The organism is Acidiferrobacterales bacterium, from assembly GCA_028820695.1.
In the GTDB taxonomy this organism is placed as follows: Bacteria; Pseudomonadota; Gammaproteobacteria; order Arenicellales; family JAJDZL01; genus JAJDZL01.
The window spans coordinates 14,082-34,820 of the sequence record JAPPIB010000010.1; the positions used below are offsets into that span (position 1 = coordinate 14,082).

General features: G+C 51.9%; 13 protein-coding genes and 1 pseudogene. 6 read left to right on the plus strand and 8 right to left on the minus strand.

From position 1 onward, the window contains the following. The first annotated feature begins 112 nt into the window (after positions 1–112). Positions 113–1,192: a thioredoxin fold domain-containing protein gene (locus tag OXI60_01460; GenBank protein MDE0308487.1), complete on the plus strand. Its 1,080-nt coding sequence runs from the start codon at positions 113–115 to the stop codon at positions 1,190–1,192. Here OXI60_01460 and OXI60_01465 read toward each other — a convergent pair. From OXI60_01465 to OXI60_01485, 5 genes are all read right to left on the minus strand, one after another. Beyond that, complete coding sequence (locus tag OXI60_01465; GenBank protein MDE0308488.1) at positions 1,189–8,634, minus strand: SDR family NAD(P)-dependent oxidoreductase; 7,446 nt, start codon at positions 8,632–8,634, stop codon at positions 1,189–1,191. The genes OXI60_01460 and OXI60_01465 overlap by 4 nt on opposite strands. Before the next feature lie 54 nt (positions 8,635–8,688). Beyond that, positions 8,689–9,021: a metalloregulator ArsR/SmtB family transcription factor gene (locus OXI60_01470; protein ID MDE0308489.1), complete on the minus strand. Its 333-nt coding sequence runs from the start codon at positions 9,019–9,021 to the stop codon at positions 8,689–8,691. A gap of 118 nt (positions 9,022–9,139) precedes the next feature. Continuing rightward, the gene (gene leuD, locus OXI60_01475) at positions 9,140–9,751 is read right to left on the minus strand and encodes a 3-isopropylmalate dehydratase small subunit (GenBank protein ID MDE0308490.1); all 612 of its coding nucleotides are present in this window, start codon (positions 9,749–9,751) and stop codon (positions 9,140–9,142) included. Positions 9,752–9,769: 18 nt separating this feature from the next. Then, positions 9,770–11,176, minus strand: coding sequence for a 3-isopropylmalate dehydratase large subunit (gene leuC / locus OXI60_01480; GenBank protein ID MDE0308491.1), 1,407 nt, complete (start codon positions 11,174–11,176; stop codon positions 9,770–9,772). A 95-nt stretch (positions 11,177–11,271) separates the two neighbouring features. Then, positions 11,272–12,621 (minus strand): hypothetical protein, encoded by a 1,350-nt coding sequence (locus OXI60_01485; GenBank protein MDE0308492.1) that lies wholly within the window; start codon positions 12,619–12,621, stop codon positions 11,272–11,274. Positions 12,622–13,135: 514 nt separating this feature from the next. On the opposite strand from OXI60_01485, the gene OXI60_01490 reads away from it, so the two are divergent. The 5 genes from OXI60_01490 (at position 13,136) to OXI60_01510 (ending at position 19,127) form a co-directional block, all read left to right on the plus strand. Beyond that, positions 13,136–13,444 carry a DUF1127 domain-containing protein gene (locus OXI60_01490; GenBank protein MDE0308493.1) on the plus strand — a complete coding sequence of 103 codons (309 nt, stop codon included), beginning with the start codon at positions 13,136–13,138 and terminating at the stop codon, positions 13,442–13,444. A gap of 220 nt (positions 13,445–13,664) precedes the next feature. Next, positions 13,665–15,116 (plus strand): 4-hydroxyphenylacetate 3-hydroxylase family protein, encoded by a 1,452-nt coding sequence (locus tag OXI60_01495; protein MDE0308494.1) that lies wholly within the window; start codon positions 13,665–13,667, stop codon positions 15,114–15,116. A 20-nt stretch (positions 15,117–15,136) separates the two neighbouring features. Beyond that, positions 15,137–15,541: a RidA family protein gene (locus tag OXI60_01500; GenBank protein MDE0308495.1), complete on the plus strand. Its 405-nt coding sequence runs from the start codon at positions 15,137–15,139 to the stop codon at positions 15,539–15,541. 60 nt (positions 15,542–15,601) lie between these two features. After that, positions 15,602–16,999: an aminotransferase gene (locus OXI60_01505; protein ID MDE0308496.1), complete on the plus strand. Its 1,398-nt coding sequence runs from the start codon at positions 15,602–15,604 to the stop codon at positions 16,997–16,999. Between the two features lie 37 nt (positions 17,000–17,036). Next, on the plus strand, positions 17,037–19,127 hold the full coding sequence (locus tag OXI60_01510; GenBank protein ID MDE0308497.1) for an FAD-dependent oxidoreductase: 2,091 nt from the start codon (positions 17,037–17,039) through the stop codon (positions 19,125–19,127). A 43-nt stretch (positions 19,128–19,170) separates the two neighbouring features. Here OXI60_01510 and OXI60_01515 read toward each other — a convergent pair. The 3 genes and pseudogenes from OXI60_01515 to OXI60_01525 all read right to left on the minus strand — a co-directional run bounded on the left by OXI60_01515 (position 19,171) and on the right by OXI60_01525 (position 20,515). Continuing rightward, positions 19,171–19,533: pseudogene (locus tag OXI60_01515) on the minus strand (transposase). Between the two features lie 34 nt (positions 19,534–19,567). Then, the gene (locus tag OXI60_01520; protein ID MDE0308498.1) at positions 19,568–19,789 is read right to left on the minus strand and encodes a hypothetical protein; all 222 of its coding nucleotides are present in this window, start codon (positions 19,787–19,789) and stop codon (positions 19,568–19,570) included. A 54-nt stretch (positions 19,790–19,843) separates the two neighbouring features. Further along, on the minus strand, positions 19,844–20,515 hold the full coding sequence (locus OXI60_01525; GenBank protein MDE0308499.1) for a hypothetical protein: 672 nt from the start codon (positions 20,513–20,515) through the stop codon (positions 19,844–19,846). Positions 20,516–20,739: the final 224 nt, after the last annotated feature.

The following is a 20,739-nucleotide window of genomic DNA, read 5'->3' on the forward strand; positions in this document are numbered from 1 at the left end:
TTGCACCGTCCACGAGAGCGGACAGACTTGTCGTTGCCAACTCAGATGGAAAACCCTTAAAATGACAGTCCAGGTTGAATATAACGTCTCGTCAACTCCATAAGAGAAAGTTATGCGAAATCACATCACGCCTTCTGTTCGGATAGTCTCGGCTATTGTGGTCCTGTCGTCAGTATTTTTGTTTGGACTTGACAGTCACGCAGATTCCAATTCCGCCACTAAAGTGTCGCCGGGTACATTTTCAGGTGCGAAGCCAACCGTGTACCCATCTTGGTTCAAGGAAAGTTTCCTGGAATTCTCGGACGACATAGCGGAAGCCGCAGAACAGGGAAAACGAGTCATGCTGCTGATGCACCAGGACGGCTGCCCGTATTGCAATCTTCTGGTTGAGAGAAATCTGAGTCAGAAAAACATTGTCGATTTGATGCGGTCGAGGTTCGAAGTGATTGAATTGAACATCTGGGGTGATCGAGAAATCATCACAGTGGATGGAGAAACGTTCACCGAAAAGGAATTCGCTTCCGCACTTCGGGTGCAGTTCACGCCAACCCTGTTATTCTTCAATGAGCAGGGAAAGCCAATCCTGACACTCAACGGATATCTGCCACCCAATGAGTTTCTCACTGCGCTGCGATTTGTTGCAGAACACCACGAATCCCAGATGAGTTATAGAGACTTTGTGCATAGTCAGCCAGTCACCGGTGAAGGGGCAGACAAGTTGATAACCCAGAATTTTTTCCAGTCGCCGCCCTACAACCTGGAGCGATCGAACGATGCGTCGGATAAACCGCTTGCTGTGTTTTTCGAGCAGAAGCAGTGTCCTAACTGCGAAACTCTGCACCACAAGGTTCTTGTCGATGAGGATACCCGGAATCTGTTGGACAATTTTGATGTCGTGCAACTCGATATGTGGTCGAATCAGCCTCTGATTACGACAACCGGAATGGAGACCACTGCCCGCGAATGGGCTTCGGATCTCAACGTCAGCTATGCACCTACCATCTTGCTTTTCAATCATGTCGGCGAGGAAGTCATTCGATCTGAAGCATGGTTTAAGATTTTTCACACCCAGTCGCTGTTTGACTATGTCCAAAGTGAGTCCTATCAGAATGAACCGAATTTTCAGCGATACATCTCAGCTCGCGCTGACCACTTCATTGAACAGGGTATCGATGTCGATATTTGGCGTTAGCTGTCCGCGTTTGCATGTGATTGGATGATGTCCCGAATCGTAATTGACTGAAGCAGGTCGGCAGCGCTGATTTCCACATTTGCTTCCGATCCGAGCAGATGGGAAAGTTCGACAGCCAGCAGGCTGTCAACACCGAGATCCAAAACAGACTCACCCGGCTCGATGGAGTCCATCGGTAATTCCAATACTTTCGAAAAGCAGGAAAGCACTGTATGCTCGAAGTTGTTACGGTCCATATATGCGCTTGGTCTTGCTGAATCATTTCGACGAGTTTCGCCGCCTGGCCTCTGTCCGTTGAGATCCGATCCGGTCCAATCGCTGATCAGTGACCCGTTGCTGCCCGAGACTATGAGTTGAGAGAGACTGTTCGACGTTAGAATGTCTCCCAGCGGTTCCAGCATCGAACGGGCAGGCAGGGGCCTGACGCCATATCGGTTGATTGATCGCATCGACTTTTCCTTATTGCCCGCGACATATCCGTAGTCTGATACAGCACCCCAATTGATGGAAGTCGCCGACACACCTTGCGCCCTCAGGAATTTAGCGAACGAATCCAAAAAAGCGTTTGCAGCCGAATAAGCTGATTGGCCGGCCGGCCCGATCAAAGACGTCACAGATGAATAGATCGCGAAAAAATCCAATCGCTGATTCTCCGTGATCTTGTAGAGATTCCATGCGCCGACGAGTTTCGCTCTGAGGTTAGTCTGGCAACTTTCATAGTCCAAGTTGGTAATCACACGATCGTCAATGTCCATTGCACAGTGAAAGACTCCCTTAATCGGCGGGACATCGGATGCCACTTCGTCGACAGACTCCTTGAATTTTCCCAAGTCGGTAATGTCAGTCGCTACAGTCTTTACAGAGATTCCGGAATCGGTCAGTCTCATCTTTAGTTTCTGCAATTGATCGGACTGACCCGCAGTGCGTCCCACCACTATGATGTGGCGCGCACCAACCTCACTCAGCCACTGTACCGTAGCAAGGCCGAAGCCACGCGTTCCGCCGGCAACGAGATAAGTTGCCGCTGACGAAATGGGCGAATCCAGACCGAGACTTGGACAACGACGCTTAAACTCCAAAATCACCTTGCCGACGTGCTTCGCGTTTGCCATGTAGCGGAATGCATCCTTGGCATTGCTGTGCGGGAATACTGTGCTGGGAAGTGCGGGACAGGCTCTGTGTTCAACTTCTTTCATCACCGAGTGGAACAGTGCCGAGAGTTGTTCCGGTGATTCCTTCCACAGTCTGTCGATATCGACGATCCGTATGCTTGCATCGGGATTGGCACTCACTATCGATTCATGGACTTCACTCAATGAGGGGTGCTTTCCCAACTCCACAAATACGCCAGCCGGTTTGAGCAACTTCGCGTTGGCACGGGCCAAGTCGCCTGCAAGCGTGTTGACGATCAGATCCACACCTTGACCGCAGGTCCATTCGTTTACATCGTCGACGAACGATATTGAACGGGAAGTTGCTACATGCTGGATTCCCAATAGATTCAGAAAGTCAGCCTTATCGCTGGAGCCGACGGTTGCATAAACAGTCGCGCCCGATTGCCGGAGCAGATTAATCAGGGCCAGTCCCACCCCTCCGGAAGCCGAGTGAATCAGAACTGAAAGACCAGGCCCGGCTTGCGGCAGCTGTTCGAGACAACAGAACGCGGTCATATAGGCTGCTGGAATTCCTGCAATCTGTTCATATGACCATCCCGCTGGAATTGTTCGAACAAACTGCGATCGCGCGGTGACGAGGTTTCCCATTGCACGCGGTGCCAGTGCAATGACTTTGTCTCCGGGTGAAAAACCTTCAACCTGATCACCAATCCTGACGATCTTGCCGGCGCATTCCATGCCCAGAAAATCTTGCATCATGCCATCTTGAATGGCGTATTCAGGCAGTGCGTTGAGAGCGATCAGCACATCGCGGAAGTTGAGAGCTGACGCCGCTGCCTCAATCAGTATCTCGGTGGGCCTGAGTTGCGGTATTCCGGCTGCGATGGGTCGGATACTTGAAAGATCTCCAGGTTGAAGGCAACCGATCTCAACCGGCTGACTTGCAACATCGGGCACTGAATTTCTAGCGGCGGGCAATGCCCATCCCTTCCGATGCAGAACCGCTTCGAGGACTTCATTTCTATCTAGTATGAATTGGCATAGCTCCTTGATCCGGTCTATTTGCACAGGATCAATATCAACTATTCGGCATGAGGTGTCGGGGAATTCATTTCTGATTGATCTGCCCAGACTCCAAAGCGTGGCATTCAGACATGACCTGATGTCAACCGAATCGGAATCTTGATGGACATTGGCCGTTATCAAGGTTATTCGCGGAAGACTGATTCTCAGCTGGACGAACGCCTTTAGCAGGTGAGAGATCGAAACCAAGGTTGACGCGATGGAATCAACTGTCTTGTCGAATGAAGTTTCCGGTTCCAGAGGAAACCAGTTCCACAACATAATGATTTCGCGGGGCAGACCAGCAGCACTTCGCAGGTCATCAACCAATCTGACATGGTCTTCCAGTTTATCTGTCCGTATCTCATACGTCTGATGGCGACTCCTATAACTGGCACCGGGATGTACAACAGATTTGACCTGGCAATCCAGAGAATCAATCAATTTGTCTGAGTAGGTGTCACGGCCCGAAAGGATCATTGCTCGCTTAAGAGACCTCGCTGCACGGTATGGGTCAGCGAAGGCGACCTCTTTCTTGCACTCGGCAGTAAAGATGGTATGCACCAGATCAGAACTTTCGACAGATACAATCTCGCTGAATCCGTTCAAGGCCATCTGGACTTTCCAAAATTCGACGTCGCGGCACGGACCGACCGGTTGCCGAACATCTTCTGTTTTATGCCACCAGTCTCTGAGCATTCCGAAAACCAAAGCCGCCCAATCGGGTTCCGTCGTCAGCTCGATGAAGTGGAATCGTCCGCCATCTGCGAGCGCATCCTGAATTCGTAGCAATGCACTTTGAATGTCACGGGAAAGATGCAGCACGTCATTCGCCAGAACTATGTCATAGGCGTTTGCCGAAATGTTCTGAGCTTCGTAGCTTGCATCGATATCCAATGTCTGAAAACTTATGAAATCGAACTCGCCAAATCGTTCTTTCGCATACCTGACGAAACTGCGAGATACGTCGGTAAATGTATACTCGACCGGGTGAGTCTGAAGAGTCGGCGCGAGGCGGGACAACAGTGCACCTGTCCCCCCGCCTAGTTCCAGAATTCTGCATTTTTTGCATGATGTCCAGTTCACCAGCAGATTCTCAACTGACTCGACCAATAATTCGACTGAAGGACGGCAGGTCGGTGAGAACTCATAGAATCCCTGCAGTGGCAGTACAGCACCATCCGGGAACAGTGTGCTGATTCCGGTTTGTGTGCCGGTCAGCACACGACCAAGTTTTCTGCCGCAAAGGTCGATCAGACGTATTTCGTAGGTATAGTCCCAAGTCCCGCGCAGTCCAAATATCTCTTCCAGAATCGGTTCAGGATTCGAAGGTAAGTCATGAAGGACTTTGACGACCGAGCTGTTTTCATCAATGTCGCGTGATCCTCCAATAAACTTGCGACTGATATCCAGCACTTGTCTGTGCTCAAGCATAGAGAGCAGGGCATTGAACTGGGCTTTTTGCTCAAATTCAATCTGGCACATCTGCTCGATTTGGCTCAGTGAATATTGCTCCCCGGTTGCAGGAAATCCGAGTTGCTTCAATGCTCGTCCGATATGGTGGACCGTCAGATCGCCAGGCAGCGAGGACACCGTCTTATGACTTCGGGAATCTTCCTCACGCTCGGCGAGACGCATGGCGCAGCTGATCGGATTCGAGAGGATGGACTGGGTTTTGTCACCGAATCGCGGCGCTTGAGGAGATAGGGTGTGATCAAATACCAAGGTCGGCTGAAGTATGGCAGGCTGTTCAGCCGATTGGCGCGAATCGACCGAGTCAAACTTTGCGGATTTGAGTATCAGCTGCGAGATGTTTGCGATGACTGAACCCCCCTCATCGGCTATGACCAGATCGAATGCAACCGTTCTTTCAGATTGACCATGCAGTTTGATCTGGCACAAGACACAATCCGTATCTCTACCACCCCAAAAGGTCATTTTTTCTATCTGCTTCGGGACATAGAGCTGACTCATGTCGAGCAGGACTGCCGAAGCCCTGAAACACAGGTCCAGCAAAGTCGGATGTATCAGATGTTGCTGCTGTTCGGGGGATTTGCTTTCCACAGTCAATCCGACAAACGCTTCGGTGTTACTGATTTTCTTTAAAAGTGTATATGACCACGAGTCGCAGTCACCTTCCAGCCCCAGTGGCGAGAGTTTCTGGGAGATGTAATCCAAAGGGAGATCAGTACAACTCTCTTCCAACGGTGCCAGATCGATCGCGGGTTGCTCCAGGTCGGTTGCGGCGAATTTCGTGTGAGCATGGATGATCTCTTGGCTCCCCTGTGAGGATTGTTTCGCAATCTGACAATCGAATTGCCCGGCAGTCTCATCGGTGGACGTCATCAGTTTGAACGAATTGCTCAAATCCGTATCATCCGACAACAGCAGCATTTTCCTGAACTGAATCTCGCTTAATTCGAATGCAGTCCCTGAGGTGTGATTGTGTGCCGCTTCAAGCAAGTACTTGATGTAACCGGATGCAGGAAAAATGATCTCACCGTCGATTCGATGCCTGTTCAGCCAGTTCCAGTTATTTACATCCAGAAATACTTCCCTGACTGTCGTGACCGGGCGTTCGTTTTGTGCGCGGGTGTGGACTTGAAGACGATCGAACTCCGCGGTCGCCGGAGCAGGGATAGAACGTCGAAATGAGGTTCGATCGAATTGGGGTTCCGGGAAGTCGCAAATCTCAGTGATCGGATTGATCTTCATCCAGTTGAAGGAAACCCCCAAGTTGAACAAAGTGGAAACAGCTGACTTCATCGCCAATGCATCATTGCCAGTCCGTTTCAGGGAATACGTCCAATGTCGCGCTGTCTTGTCAGCACCCAGGCATTCGGCGATGCTGAATGAGAGATACGGGTGAGGGCCGACTTCAACAAATACTGTCGACCCGTCAGCGATGCACGATTGCATGCATTCAGCAAATCGAACCGGATCACGGAAGTTGCGCCACCAGAACATCGGGTCGACAGCCGATACGACTTCCCGACCGTGGACAGACGAATACCAGCGAAGTTGCGGACTGGCGAGTTCAATCGACTCCATCTTATCCAGGACTTGCGCCTGACATGCTTGTATCAGGGGACTATGGAATGGCACGGCCAAATCCAGTGTCCGGATGAATTTGCCTTGCTTTTGCAGTTGCTCGCCCAATTGTTGCATCGTTGTACGTGTCCCCGACAGGGTGAGCGATGATTCGCTGTTGTAAGCGGCGATAAACGCTTCATGCTCGTATTTGCCGATCAGGTTCGCCGCCTCGATTTGTGTGATGCCGCCTGCCAGCATCAGACCATCTTCCATGAATTGCTCAAAAATTCGGGCGCGGTCCGCAACAACCTTGACAGCATCGATAAGATCAATACTTCCGCAGACGTACGCAGCAGCGATTTCTCCGACACTGTGCCCTACGACTGCAGTGGGGCGCAGTCCCCAAGCTTTCCATAACTCGGCCAATGAGATCTGAAGTGCAAATTGCAGCACATGAAAACTCACGACGCCGGACGGCTGAAAAGTGGAGTTTTGAGCGAAGAAGTCATGTAATGTTGAAATCCCGTACAGGTCCTTGAATATTGCGTGACATAGATCAATTGTTGATCTGAAATCAGGTTGCTGGGAATATAGTTCCCGTCCTGCCCGCTGCCATCCGGCTCCGATTCCATTGAAGACAAATGCCACTGTTGGCGGTGAATCGCTTGAATGTCTGTTGAAGTCTTGCCCGAACTGAAAGACTTCAATGGGAGCAGTCGGTCCTTCCGCAAGTTCCGGATTGAAAGCAACCGCCTGTCGATAACTCAGTTGTGGCTGCCTTCCTGCGGTATGACACAGTTGTGATATTGCCTCGATATTGCCGTGCGGCAGCTGTTCGATACGTTTGCGCAGTCGATCAAGACCCGCAGACGACGATGCTGTCAAGGGCAGCAACAATGGCAGAACGACATTGTGTTTGGAAGATACAGTGTGAATCGGGCACTGCTGGATGATCACATGGGCATTCGCACCTCCGAATCCGAATGAATTGACCGCAGCCATGCGCGGGGAGTTCTCGGGATTGTTCCATACACGCCCTTCAACTGGAATGTGAATGCCCAGGCCATCGAAATCGATCTCCGGGTTCGGGGTCGTAAAGTTCACATTGGGTGGAATGAATCCGTGCCATACTGCGAGTGCCGCCTTGATCAGACCTGCAATACCGGCGGCGGCCTCTGTATGTCCGATATTGGTCTTGACCGACCCGACCGGAAGACTTTGATAGCCGGCTGCCTGCCCGTAAACTTCTCCGAGCGCAGTGGCCTCAACAGGATCACCTGCCTGTGTTCCGGTACCGTGAGACTCAATGTAACCGATGTCTGAGGGCTCTATTCCGGCAACTCGCAGGGCATCTGTCATCATTTTTTTCTGTGCTTCTGGATTCGGAGACATCATTCCCGCTGTGCGACCGTCCTGATTCACCGTGCTGGCCGTGATCGTAGAATAGATTCTGTCGCCGTCGAGCAGGGCATCCGAAAGCCGCTTCAGGAGAATCATCCCGCCACCTTCGGCCCGAACGAATCCATCCGCATCCTTGTCGAACGCCCGGCACTTGCCGGATTTCGAAAGCATGGATGCCTGTGAGAATTCCATGTAGCTTTCCGGCAGGAGGATGGCATTCGCACCGCCGGCAAAGGCAGCGTCCACTTCGCCCGACCTCAGTGCCTTGCATGCGGCATCGACCGCAGTCAACGAAGATGAACACGCGGTGTCAATAGTCGGACTGGGGCCACTGAAGTCAAAACAATACGAAATCCTGTCAGATGCGATACTGGCAGAGCGTCCCAGACCGGAATGTGCGCAAATCCGTTCATGATCCGAAAGAATCAACCTTTCGTGGTCGTGATTGATCACACCGACGTAGACACCTGTAACAATCTCACTCAAGTGTTGTGCAGATATCGCGGCATCCACCATGCAGCGCCATGCGAGCTCAAGCAAAATTCGTTGTTGCGGGTCAACTTCCATCGCTTCCCGGGGAGAGATTCCAAAGAAGGAGGAGTCGAACTCATCGATGTCATGTACGAACCCGCCAACTTTTGCAAATTCCGTCTCCGGAGTTGCAGCCATACCTTGGAAAACAGCCTGACTCCACCGTCCCTGTGGAATCGGTTCAATACAGTCAACCTGATTTACGATATTGGACCAATAGGAACTGAGGGTGTTGGCACCGCCTGGAAATCGGCATGCCATTCCGACGATTGCAATCGCTGAACAAGTCGAATTGTTCACTGTGAGAAGTAGCTTCGATTCGAGTCTCGAAGCGATGGTAAACAGGAGAAGTGACTACTGCCGACTGTTTTGCGGAGAGGAATCAGGGTCGGAACAGTAGATTTCATGGAGAAGCTGAATGATTTGGAGGACCTTCTCGTCGCAAATCGAGTAGTAGTTGGATTGTGAGTCTTTTCTCGCCTGAATGATTCCCTGCTTTCGCAGCCGGGCGAGATGCTGCGAGGTGGAGGATTGGTCCAGACCCAGCAAGTCCTGCAACTCGCTTACCGACTTTTCGCCGTCAACGAGATGGCACAGAATTACCAAGCGTTGCTCATTGGCCAACTGCTTGAGAAAGTCGCTTACCTCACATGCGATCGCTCTGATTTGTTCCGGTGCAATTTCCATGGGTTGTCACAGTGCGAAAGAATCGGCAATCGTCAGGCTTTGTGGTCGGGCATGTTTATGTCGCTGTCATCTGGGTGAGCCCTGTTTGCAGGCAAACAGGATAGCGCTGCTGAACCTGCTATCTATTGTAGCCGTTCGTATACGGCAGTGAATCGTAGAGACTCGCCACCTTATCCATATTGTCGAGCAGAAGCGACGTGCTGTCCCACAATCCTTCCATGAGTGTATTCTTATGGTGTTCTCTCATATGGACGTCGATTGACGCGTCTGCACAGGTCAGTCGTCCTGTTGCCAGATCGACTGTCCATTGAAGCTCCGACTGCGCCTGGCACCGGTCCTGAACCTCCCGCATGTCCGACCCGGACGCAGTGACAGCAGGGATGCCGAGTGTGATGCAGTTCGATGCGAAAATCTCAGCGAACGACTCACCCACAATCGCATGGATTCCCCATCTGTGAAGTGCCTGCGGAGCATGTTCTCGACTGGAACCGCAACCAAAGTTCTTATTGACAAACAACAGCCTTGCCCCCTGTCGGTCGCCATGGTTGAACGGATGCTCCTTCTCGTTCATGGCGTCATCGTAACGCTCATCGAAAAATGGAAATTTTCCGAGATTTGCAAACGTGATTTCCTTCAGAAATCTGGCTGGTATGATTCGGTCGGTATCGATGTCGTCACCAACTATGGCAATAGCCTTACCAGTTACTGTTCTGACTTTTGCATCTGTCATTGCAATGACCTCACCATCTCAGGCGGAGTTGGAGCGGATGTCCGTGACGGCACCATTGATCGCGGCTGCAGCCGCCATTGGAGGTGACATCAGGAGCGTCCTGCCGCTCGGACTGCCTTGCCGCCCGATGAAATTTCGATTGCTGGTACTGGCACATATCTCGTCGCCTTGCAAACGGTCCGGGTTCATGGCGAGACACATGGAACATCCCGGCTGGCGCCACTCCAGACCCGCTTCAAGGAATATCTGATCCAGACCTTCCGCGACCGATTGTCTGGCGACTTCCCGCGATCCGGGAACAACGATTGCACGAACATCTTTGGAGACTTTCTGATTTTTCACAATCTGCGCTGCTGCCCGCAGATCCTCGATCCGGGAATTTGTGCAACTGCCGATAAAAACAACATCGATCTTGACACCGTTCATGGACTGCCCGGGTTTGAGTTTCATGTACTCGAAGGCGCGTTGCGCAGTCTGGCGCTCCCCGTCAGGCAGCGAACTGAGTACCGGCAGGTCCTCATCAATGCCCACGCTTTGGCCGGGGTTGATGCCCCAGGAAATATGCGGCGCGATTTCAGGGGCCGAAATCTGGATCTCATCGTCGTATTCTGCATCGGGCTCTGAACGTGTCGACTCCCAGTAATTCACCGCATTGTCCCAGGCATTTCCGGCAGGTGCAAATGGTCGCCCCTTAAGATAGTCGTATGTCGTGCTGTCGGGGTTGACATAGCCGATTCGGGCACCTCCCTCAATCGACATGTTGCAGACCGTCATCCGTTCCTCCATCGTCATCGCATCAATGGTTGACCCTGCATATTCATAGGCATGGCCGATCCCTGCCTTGACCCCGAGTTTGCGGATGATATGCAAGATGACGTCCTTTGCGAACACGCCATCTCCCAAGATGCCATTGACCTCGATACGACGCACCTTGAGTGTGTCCATACTCAGGCACTGGGTCGCAAGCACGTCACCCACCTGGGTAGTGCCGATTCCGAATGCGAGTGTGCCGAAGGCGCCATGGGTGGAAGTGTGGGAATCGCCGCAGGCTACGGTCATTCCGGGGTGCACCATGCCCTGCTCGGGCCCGATTACGTGCACAATTCCCTGCTCAGGTGTACCGACACCGAAGTATCGAATGTTGAACTCAGTCGTGTTGTCCTGAAGAGCCTGTGCCATGGCTTCCGCCTCAGGATCCTTATATGGTCTTGCCTGGCTGGCAGTCGGAATGATGTGATCGATGGTCGCGACGGTGCGCTCAGGGTAGGCAACTTTCACGCCGCGCTCGCGAAGCATGTCGCATGCCTGGGGGCTGGTGACCTCATGAATCAGATGCAACCCTATGAACAACTGGTACTGACCGGTTTGCAACTGACACACGGTGTGCCTGTCCCAAATTTTATTGTAGAGGGTATTGACTGCCATTGACTTTCCCCGACTTGCTCTCTGTCACAGATTAATATATTCGCTTTTGCGGGCGACGGATTTGGAAAATTCGTCACGCTCCGAACTCTTGCCGCCTAGAAAAAAGGCAGTTCGACAAATTGTGCCTCGTATTTTTTACCCTGGAATACAACTTGCGCGCAATCGCCGGCCTGAACTGTCGTGGAGACCAACGCCAACCCGACGTTTGCTTGCATGCGCCAGGAGTATGCGGTACTCGTTACCGAGCCGATTTTGTTACCGTTTCTCAGAACGTCGCACCAGGTTCTGGCCAGCGTATGTGACAGTTTTGCGTTGATGACGACACCCAATTGATGTCGTTGAATACCTTGCTGCTTGATGCCGCGCAACGCGCGGATTCCGATCACTTCATCGGACAGTCGCAAATCAACAAATTTCCCCAACCTGACTTCATATGGATTGGTCCTGTCATCGGTATCACAGCCGAAACTGAGCAATCCAGACTCAATTCTCTCCGAATGATTTGGTGTGCCCGGCCGGATATCCCACGGCCGGCCGGCCTCCTTGACCAGATTCCATAACTCGGAACCTTTGGTCCCATCACACAGATAAAGTTCGAATCCACCCTGTTTCGAGTACCCCGAACGTCCCACAATGAGGGGGATGCCTTCAATCTCGGTTTCCTTGATTCGAAAAAGTCCAAGTTCGCCGACCCACTCACCGAGCAGGGCGCAGACTGTCTTTTCTGCATGCGGTCCCTGAACCGCCAGAGGTGAGACATCCGGTTCCGAAACTTCGACACTCAAGGATCTCTCGGCCGCGATCGCGCTCGCCCAAAACTGGATCTGCGAATCAGCAATGGAAATCCAGTAGACATCGTCTGACAGCTTGTTGACGACTGGGTCGTTGAGCAAAATGCCCTGATGGTTGCAAATCGGTGCGTATTTCCCCCGTTCGACTGACAATGTCGTCAAATCGCGTGTCGAAAGCAACTGTGCCAGCTTGCCTGCGTCGGATCCTTTCAACTGGACTTGTCGCTCACAGGCGACGTCCCACATCGACACACCTTGCAGCAAACGCCAGTACTCACCTTCAGGATCACCATATGAGGTCGGCAGAAGCATCCTGTTATAGGCAGTGAAACCCTTGACACCATCAGCAACAGTTGCGTCATAAAAGGGCGATGCACGCACTCTCGGCGTGGGTATGACATTGAACATCGGCGTACCTAAGACTATCTGCGCTGCCCACCTTTCAAGAACGGATTGTTCGCGGGCACGGGTTGCAAAAGGGTAGATTTTACTACGACAGCAAACCAATTTAATTTTCAAAATCGGGCTTGTCGGGATTGAACAGACCGTCTTGCGGAAAGCCGCCTGAAGCTCGCCTGTCCACGCAACAGAAAATATCCTGCTGGCGCTTGCCAACACGTCCCGGCCTGCAAAACGTTCCGTAACATCCGGCAAGCTTGATTCGTTTTCAGGTCGGCCGCAGACAGGCGATATTGACTCTGACAGCTGACACAATCTGGAAAAATTTCGAACAAATTCCAGTCATTCGCATTCATCTGATGTTGAATATGATGATATCTTTGTCTATAAAATAAACACTCTTTGAAACAACATGTATAAATAAACTAATATATCAATAATATACATATTATATTAAAAAATACTAATATGAATTATTATTCATGATATCAGGAAAATATGTCTCTTGAAAAATCGCTCATATGCACTATCTTATATGTCGACTGAGAAGCGAAGTTCTGAATCTTGATTACGAACCGCTGAAAACAGTCAAAGTAATGGTAATTGGACGAATTTTTCTTGAGGAATGAAAGATGTTTGAGAAAGTTCACGAAAAGGTTGGATTTGCATTTATAGGCGCGGTAGTCGTGCTGGTTGTGATAGTCAACCTGGTCGTTTAGTACCAATATTTATTTCATATTTTGATCGGATAAACCGAGAGGAACAACAAATGACAGTTTTTAACTTGATTGCCACCGATGCTCACAGGAATGCTGGGCATGCTCTTATAGAACCAGGGCGTATCAACAGTGTGATCCAGTTAATCAAAAGCGCTGGAATTCGCAGACAGGCAATACGCGATCTGCAATCACTTAGTGATGCCCAACTGGACGATATCGGAATTCCACGATACGCGATCCGAGACGTGGTCAACGGAAATTGCAAGAAGACCGCGGACAGTTCGGATTTGATGAGAACGAGGGGTCAGGGAACCCTGAGCTACGGTCCATATGTAGCCGGGAAGGCCGGACTCGCATGAACCACAATGTGACTTGATTTTATTATCCTCCTTTGATATTGGGCCGCCACCCTGGCGGCCCTTTTTTTGTACGCCAGCCATGGCGCGCAGCGCCTTGACTGCGCACAAAAGAAACACCAAGATGGTACTGGTGCTATATTTAGCAGTCGTTCAGCAACTTTGGGATTTGCAGGATCGACGATGCGAATTCATAACCACACTGGAGTCTAAAGGTAGAGCAGTGTTAAGGACAGGCAAGGAATACACAGAATCCCTTGACGACGGCCGTGTTGTCTATATCGATGGTGAGCGGGTCAGGAACGTTGCAACGCACCCTTCATTCAAACCGCTTGTGGACATTCGGGCCCGAATATTCGATCTATCGCATATCGAAGAGCATCGTGATCTTCTGTGTTACACCGACGACAGTGGAGACACCAATGCGGTCTTGTTGAAGATGCCGTATGAACAACGGGACTGGCATCAGAAACGAACGGCAGTCGATACGGTCCTGAATGATATTGGCGGTGTGGTGACACGAGTCGGAGACGAGACTGTCGGGGAAATGTGGTCGCTGTACGACGGCAGCGACGTACTGGCTGAAATTGATCCAAGGTTTGCACAGAATATCAAGAATCACATCGATCGAGTGATCAAGAACGACATCTTTCACGTTTCAGCCAATACAGACCCGAAAGGTGATCGTTCCAAGCGCCCGCAGGACCAGGACCCGGATATGCTGTTGCATGTGGTTCGGGAGACCGATGCGGGAATCGTCATTCGAGGCGCTAAGTATGAGACCGCATCCGCCTATGCCGAACAGGCATTTGTAAAGCCCACGATTGCCAATTGGGGCGATCAGAAACTGTCCGATTACGCAGTTGGAGTCATCGCCCCGATGAACGCGCAGGGAATCACTCATATCTGTCGCTCTGGGTTTGCTGGTCGCGCGTCTGCAAGAGACTATCCCCTGGCAAACAGATTCGACGAGATCGATACGTTGATGATCTTCGACGACGTATTGATCCCATGGGAGGACGTGCTGTTTTATCAGCATACCCGGGCTGCGACGTTTATCCGCTCCACGCTCCACCGTTACAGTGCATTTTCGTTCGTGCAGCGAATTCAGAAAACTGCTGACATGATGATCGGTGCGGCGATGTTCAATGTCAGACAGACCGGATTGGACAAGCAGCAGGCAGTTCGGGAAAAACTGGCGCAGCTGGTCTGCTATCGGGAGGGCATCAACGCCCATCTGACAGCATCCATCGCTGCCGGCGAGGTCAGTCCAAAGGGATTGCTGATGCCGAACCAGTCATTGCTGTACACCGGACGCGTGCTGGCGTGTTCGCAGCTGCATCACATGATGCACATTGCCCGGGAGCTGTGCGGAGGACAGATTTGCGTGACACCGGATAGCGTCAATTTTGAGTCCGAGGAAGTCAGTTTCTGGTTGAACAAATACTATTCGATCAATGAGGAGTGGCAGTCTGAAGACCGGCGAAAGTTGCTGGCGATGGCAAGAGATCTGCTGAATTCCGACTACGCGGGACACAAACTGACGTTTCAACTGTTCGCCCAGTCGCCACCATTCGCGCATCTCAATGCGGTATATGTGAATTTTGATTTTGCCGAACCGATGAGATTCGTCAAGAAGGCGGCCAATCTCTCGGATGCAATATCGATCGACTGACTGAAGATGTGAAGAGAAAGATGCCCACACACACGAGACTCAGAAAATTCAATACCCGCGACACTTATCCGGGCAGGACAATGGATAACGACCTCAGTCAGGTTGTCAAGGCGGGTAACATGATCTTTCTGCGCGGCCAGGTTGGAAGTGACTTTGACGGCAATATCGTCGGGTTGGGAGATCCGGCGGCCCAGACTGAACAGGCGATGCGTAATGTCAAGCAGCTGCTTGAGGAGGCTGGAGCCGGTCTGGAGGATATCTGCAAGATAACGGTTTACATCACTGACCGGGCCTATCGCGAGGAAGTCTATCAGGTCATCGGCAAGTGGCTTAAAGGTGTATATCCGGTTTCGACAGGGTTGATAGTACAGGGACTGGCCAAACCGGAGTGGGTGATGGAAATCGATGTGATTGCTGTCATCTGAACGAAAAGTCATCCGCAATCCGAAAACCTAGATCAATATGCAAAAGTTGGGGAAAGACCAGTGTTAAAGCAAAATTACGATACACGCGACCTGTGGGAGAAAGACCGCGATCACTACATCCACCCGTGGACTGATTTCTCGGTGTTCCATGAGGAGGGTTCATTGGTGATCGCCGAAGCGAACGGACCCTATGTCTATGACAGCGATGGTGGTCGATACATCGATGGGATCGGCGGCTTGTGGTGTGTCAATATCGGCTATGGCAATGAGGAGATGGCGCAGGCGATTGCTGACCAGGTACGAGCGATTCCATATTATTCCTCGTTCAATCACCTGACCACACCGCCATCGGCCAGTTTGGCTGCCAAACTCGCGCAAATCGCGCCCGAGAATCTGAATCATGTATTCTACGGTTCCGGTGGTTCGATGGCCAACGATACTGCCGTTCGAATTATCCATTATTACTTCAACCGACTCGGCAAACACAACAAGAAAAAGATTATTTCCAGGGTCGATGCGTACCATGGAAGTACTTACCTAGCGATGACACTGACAGGAGTCACCGCCGACCACACCGGATTTGATTTGGCCCCTGGACTTGTCAGTTATGTATCGTGCCCCAATCCGTATCGCAAACCGGAAAATATGTCGGACGCGGAGTTTTGCGACTTTCTTGTCGACGAGCTGGAACAGGAAATCGTCAATCTTGGACCGGACAACGTCGCGGCATTCATCGCCGAGCCGATCATGGGTGCGGGCGGCGTCATTGTGCCGCCGGAGGGTTATCATCGTCGGACCAAACAGGTCTGTGAACGCTATGAGGTGCTCTATATCTCAGATGAGGTTGTCACCGGATTCGGACGGATCGGTCATATGTTCGCATCGGAACCTGTATTTGGCCTGACACCGGATTTCATCACCGCGGCGAAGGGAATATCGTCTGGTTATCTGCCGTTATCGGCGACCATGATCTCCGACGAGGTGTATGAGGTGATCAGCAGTCCGACGGCAGATGGAGCTTTGTTTACGCATGGATTTACCTATTCAGGTCACCCGGTGTGCTGCCGGGCGGCACTCACAAATATCGAGATCATGCAACGAGATGGGATATGTGAGCACGTGCAGGACGTCGGACCTTACTTTGAGGAACAGCTGCAGACACTGCGCGACCTGCCGATTGTCGGCGATGTTCGGGGCAAGTGCTTCATGATGTGCATCGAGAACGTCAGCAACGCCCAGACCAAGGAAATATTCGATGAGGACGTAAAGATCGGCGACCGGATTGCCGCAAACTGCCAGAAACTTGGTCTGATCGTTCGGCCGGTGGCGCATCTGAATATCCTGTCACCTCCTCTGATACTGGACCGGGACAATATCGATGAGGTTGTCGGCATTCTCAGGAAAGGTATCGAAATGACCATGAGCGATCTGGTTTCAGAAGGCATCTGGAGCGGCTGAGAATCCCGGTATCCGGGCGAATCACACAGGCTCAGCAGTGTGGTCTGAAAGCCGAAGCGACCCGACATCGATGCGCGATCCTCGTTATGACATTCTTTTTGAACCGGTCCAGATCGGTCCGGTAGTCGCTCGAAATCGTTTCTATCAAGTCCCGCATTGTTGCGGAATGGGCCACGGCCACCCTCACACAGCAGCCGGCATGAGGGGCATGAAGGCGGAGGGTGGATGGGCAGTTGTCTCAACTGAAGAGTGCGACATCCATCACTCTTCGGACGTCTCGCCGTATATGGAACAGCGATTGTGGGACGATGACGATATTCCACAGCATCAACTGATGATCGATGCGGTTCACGCACATGGGTCACTGGCGGCAGTTGAACTGGCTCACAATGGTGGCGAGGCGCCCAATCTGTTTTCCCGAACAGTTCCGATCGCACCATCCGCGATTCCCGTATCAAGCTACGACCCGGTTCAGGCGCGGGCAATGACCAAGCGCGACATTCGCGAGTTGCGCCAAGTCTACCGCAAGGCGGCATTGCGGGCGCAAAGGACGGGCTTCGACATCATATACGTCTATGCCGCACACATGCTCACACTGCCGTGCCAGTTTCTGTCCAAGAGGTTCAATCATCGCACCGATGAATATGGCGGCTCACTTGAAAATCGGGTTCGGTTGCTCAAGGAAATCATCATCGACACCAAGGAAGCGGTTGGCGATACCTGCGGGATTGCGGTTCGTCTGATGCTGGATGAGCTGAGAGGCCCTGATGGGATTGAATGCGACGAGGAAGGCATTCAGATTGTCAGCATGCTTGCGGAACTCCCTGATATCTGGGATGTCAATATAAGTGACTGGGACAATGACTCCGCAACCTCCAGATTCAAGCCGGAAGGCCACCAGGAGCAATTTATCAAGGCAGTCAAGAGTGTCACATCGAAACCGGTGGTTGGCGTGGGGCGCTTTACCTCGCCGGACACCATGGTGTCGCAGATCCGCAGAGGCATTCTCGATATGATTGGAGCGGCCCGACCTTCAATTGCAGATCCATTTCTGCCGAAAAAGATTGAGGATGGCCGCCTTGAGGACATCCGGGAATGTATCGGTTGCAACATTTGTGTTTCCGGAGACTATACCATCACACCGATCCGTTGCACCCAGAATCCCACTATGGGTGAGGAGTGGCGACGGGGTTGGCATCCGGAAATCATCCCTCCGGCTGTAGAGAAAGGCTCGATCCTGATTGTCGGTGGCGGTCCGGCTGGGTTGGAGTGTGCGGTCAGTCTGGGCAAGCGGGGCTGTCAGGTAACGCTGGCGGATGCCAATGAGGAATTCGGCGGCCGCGTCAATTTTGAAAGCGCTCTGCCGGGACTTTCACAGTGGGGTCGCGTGCGCGACTACCGAATGCAGCAGTTGCACAAGCTGACCAACGTCGAGCTGTTCCCTGCGAGTACGATGACTGAATCGGATGTTGCTGAGTTCGGTGCTGATCACATTGTATTTGCGACCGGTTCGAGCTGGCGAAAGGACGGTATCGGTCGACAGCATGCTTTTGCACTGCCGGGAACAGAACAGTCCCATGTCCATACACCTGATGACATCATGCAGGGCACGATACTCAGTGGCGATGTGATCGTTTACGACGATGATCACTATTACATTGGCGGTGTCATTTCGGAATTGATCGATTCGCAAGGTGCGAGAGTAACGCTTGTCACGCCATCTGCAGACGTATCGAGCTTTACGCATAAAACTCTGGAGCAGGACGCAATACAGGGCAGGTTACTTGATCTCGGAGTCACCATCGTCACTGCGAAGTCGATGAGATCCATCGGGCCGCAAAGCGCCGAAATTCAGTGCATCTATTCCGGCCGCCTGTCAGAAATCAAATGTGACCATGTGGTCATGGTGACTGCGAGAACCCCCAATGATCAGCTGTATCACCGGTTCACAGCCGGGTCGGAACAGACCGGGAATGCCGACGCGCCCAAAGCGCGATGCATCGGCGACTGTCATGCACCTGGAACGATTGCTGCTGCGGTTTACTCCGGCCATCAGTATGCCCGACAATTCGGTGAGCCTGCGGACGAACGCGAGGTTCCGTTCTTGCGGGAACTGATCCGGGTCTAGCCAATGTGTTTGGACAGAATGTTAAAACTTTCCTAATTACCACTTAACATAAGCCATGTTTCAAGAGTTTTTCAGGCAAGGGCGGTGTTCTCAAGGCAACGTAGGCGAGTCTTGGGACCAGGTCCGGCAGGCTGAAGCGCCGATTGAAACGGTATTCGAATTCGGCCAGGTAGCGCTGCGCATATTTCGGCTCAAAAGAGTGATAGCTGCTGCGAAGTGCGGATTTCAGATTCCCCAGCACCGTATTGACCCTGTAAAACTCGGGTTTTTCCACCGCCGCACGACCGCCGCCGCTGACGATCGGCTCATGAGTGCTGCCTGCTTGTGTCACCGCATCAAAACATCTCAAACCGTCAGAGTCAGACACCACGTGGGGTACTGAATACCACCTTCGGCTGTAATTGACGTGATAATCGTAGCCGACTTTAGCGGTATTGATATCAACGGGTCGAAATGGCAAAAGCGGCAGGCGGCGAAGTGCAGGCGCATCCAGTTGTGTCGAAAATCTTTTTGCGGCTTCCCGGACGCTTTGAAAACGGTTTTCTGTTCAGTTCCTCAAGCAACGGACCAAGTGCCTTGTTGAGCTGCCCAAGGGTGTCAAACCTTTCGTTTCGAAGCGGTGCGAGAATCCACCGCTGAATTTGCTGCACCGAGTTTTCCACGATAGCTTTATCCCTCGGACGATTCGAACGAGTCGGAAGCACAGCGACGCTATATTACTGTGCCCATTGTCCATAGGCGCTGTTGATGTCGGGGTCGTATCGGCACGCCCGGATGGTCGAGCTTTTCAGATTATCAGGAACCACCAAATTCGGAACTCCGCCGAAATACTCCAGCATCCGCGTGTTGCATTCGATCCAGTCATTGAGTCCCTGCATCCACACCGCACACACAAACGTGTAATGCGAAACCCCCAGGGCAGCCACAAAGATTTGTGCCTTGCGACTGCCAACCGCAACACTCAGCCCCGAAAAATCCACAAACACCGTGTCGCCAGGAACATGTTTCATGCGCATCGAACGTTTGCCTTGTTTCGCCCACGCTTTGTAATTGCGACAAAACCACCCATAACTGTGACGGTAGTCGTGTTGCTCACAAAGCTCCATCCAAAGCAATTTGCGCGTCACTGACTTTAACTGTAACTGGCTGCGCACCCAAGCGTAATCAACCTCGTGCGCATTTTGCTCGCCATCATCACTTCGATACAAAATCTCTGCAAGTCGCTGCTCATCGATGTCGTCACCAAGCGGCCATTGCAGCCCAGCTCGCTTTGACTGCATCAATATGTTGTGAACCGTACCGACACTGACTTGCACTACCTCGCTAATGCGACGCATCGACCAGCCACAGTCGTGATGCATCCGCAATATCTCTTTATGCTTTCTCATTGCAATTTTCCTTTTCGTCATTTCCGCGCCTCCTATATCTCCAATCGCCTGTGAAATAACGATTGATAGATAAACGCCCGTGAAAATCAAATCACACTGAGAACAACTGCCGCCTTGTCGCCTCTTCCAATTGAACTGAACAACATGTTCAAGTTCACGTCATTCGGTGTTGAACGAAGCCGCTGCGCGGCAGTATCCCCATCCGGCCTTCATCGGTTAATCTT